This window comes from Syntrophales bacterium, from assembly GCA_030018935.1.
GTDB lineage: Bacteria > Desulfobacterota > Syntrophia > Syntrophales > CG2-30-49-12 > CG2-30-49-12.
In genome coordinates this window covers 1-2,366 of sequence record JASEGZ010000087.1, presented here as the reverse complement: position 1 = coordinate 2,366, position 2,366 = coordinate 1, and the positions used below count along the sequence as shown (strand labels likewise).

General features: G+C 47.8%; 2 protein-coding genes. Both read left to right on the top strand.

Features of this window, described 5'->3' with window-relative positions:
- The coding region (locus QMD03_10040) for a polysaccharide biosynthesis/export family protein (protein ID MDI6777551.1) at nucleotides 1–863 on the top strand (863 nt) is incomplete at its 5' end.
- A 65-nt stretch (nucleotides 864–928) separates the two neighbouring features.
- Nucleotides 929–2,061 (top strand): IS630 family transposase gene (locus QMD03_10035; GenBank protein ID MDI6777550.1). Its coding sequence is split into 2 segments (ribosomal slippage): nucleotides 929–1,361 and nucleotides 1,361–2,061, totalling 1,134 coding nucleotides; the frame shifts between segments, so codons are not numbered across the junction.
- Nucleotides 2,062–2,366 lie beyond the last annotated feature (305 nt).

The following is a 2,366-nucleotide window of genomic DNA, read 5'->3' as shown; positions in this document are numbered from 1 at the left end:
TGAACTTTACGCGGTCTCAACTTCCTTCGGAAGTCGAGTTTTGCAATTGGCTCAATAGTCTAACAGTTAAACCCGGGGTAAAAAGCCTCCATCTCAATTGGATCCCCCTTGAAGGTCAAGAGGTAACCTACAGTGTAATGTGGGGGCTTCAGTCTGGCAACTATACAGACCAAAAAGATGCAGGAAATCTCAACTCTTGCACTATTACTGGCCTGGATCCAGATGAGATATATTATGTTGTGGTTGTGGGTTCAAAAAAAGGTACTGATAAGAAAGAGGCTGAAGCCGGTGGGCTCATGACCACCGAAGTGGCAGCCCGTCCGTTGAAAGACACTCTATCCCCTATAGAAAAGGAGTTTCAGGAAAGACTCAAGAGGGAATTGACAGCAAAGATAGAACGGGAGCTAAAGGAGGAAACCAGAAGCGAGATCAGAGAAAAACTGGATGAGGAAATTAGAAAGTTAGAAAAGAAGACTCCCAGAGATATAACAAAAGAGGATATAAAGAAGCTTGAAGAGAAGATAACAAAAGAAACAACGGAAAAGAACAAAAAGAAGCTGGAGGAAAGGATCGAAAGAGAATTAGAAGGGAAGGTCATCAAACAGTTTGGATATGATGTTTTCTCCTCAATTGTCTCCAGTTTTGCCCCTTTTCGTGGATTCCCTGCCCCACCTGATTATGTTATAGGGCCGGGGGACAGCCTCATCATCTATCTATCGGGCGGGATAAATGAGGATATCCCTGTAGTAGTCGACCGTGGTGGAAAGATAAATCTGCCTTTTATCGGTAGTCTCAGTGTGTCCGGGCTCAGGTTTTCAGAACTGAAGGACTTCCTTTCAAAGCAATTCTCTAGTACCATGTAACATTATATCTTTCGTATTTAGAGAAAGTATGATATTCTGGCGACAACTCAATGAAGGAGGTCGCCATGTCGCCAAGATATCGAGTAACACTGACCAAGGAGGAGCGCAAAGAGCTTGAGTCAATGACACGCCGCGGAAAGACCCACGCCAGAAGATTCATCCATGCCCGTGCTTTGCTACTGTGTGATGCTGGTGCGGATGGTCCGGCATGGAATGTTTCCGATGTTGCAACAGCACTTGGGGTGACCAGCCGGGCGATTGAACACCTCAAAAAACGTTTTGTGGAGGATGGGTTCGAAGCGGCACTTGAGCGTAAACCAAGGGAAAAGCCTCCACGGGAAGTCACGTTTGACGGAGCATTTGAAGCAAGATTGATAGCATTGGCCTGTTCAGATGCCCCGGATGGGCGCCGACGATGGACTGTCAGACTCCTTGCCGACAAGGCCGTCGAGCTTAGCTTTGCCGCATCCGTGTCGCATATGACCGTGCAGCGGGTTCTAAAAAAAACGAACTTAAGCCTCACCTCAGCAAGTACTGGAAAATCCCTCCCGAAAGGAGTGCGGCCTTTGTAGCCCATATGGAGGATGTCCTGGAAATCTATCACATGCCGTATGATCCTGACTACCCGGTGGTGTGCATGGATGAATCTTGCAAGCAAATGATCGGCGAAGTCCGCGAGCCAATACCGTGCGCACCTGGACAGCCGGTGCGCATTGACGACGAATACGTTAGAAACGGGGTAGCGGAGATATTTATGGAAGTGGAGCCACTGGCTGGGAAAAGACATGTAGCGGTCACTGAGCATCGCACCAGAAAGGATTGGGCGATGCAGATCAAACAGATGCTTGATGAACGCTATTCGAGTGCAATCAGGGTACGCCTGGTTATGGATAATCTGAACACCCATAATATTGCCTCACTCTATGAAACATTCGAACCCAAGGAAGCCAGACGTCTGGCGGAACGACTGGATATCCATCACACGCCGAAACACGGCAGCTGGCTGAATATGGCGGAGATCGAACTCAGCGTCCTGAAAGGACAGTGTCTTGATCGCCGGATCCCCGACATGGCAATCATGCAAGCTGAAGTGGCTGCATGGGAAAGAGACCGAAATAACAGCACGCGAAAAATTGATTGGCAATTCACAACACCGGATGCTCGAATCAAACTGAAGCGTCTTTATCCGAATTTATAGGCGTTACATGGTACTAGATATGAGAGTCTAGTTTCGGTCTATGTTACCATGGATCAGCTGAAGAGCATCCAGGTCCTTATCACAGGAGAGGTCCAACCTCCTGGGAGTTACCAGGTAGGTTCCCTGTCCACTGTTTACAATGCACTCTTTGCCTCCGGAGGGCCAACTAAGAAGGGGAGCTTGAGGAACATCCAGTTGATATGGAATGGCAGGGTAGTCTCTTCTATTGATCTGTATGAGTTCCTTTTAACCCTACAACGACAAATAAACATTGACAGGTGATAGATACTTGTGCGTAATCTGTC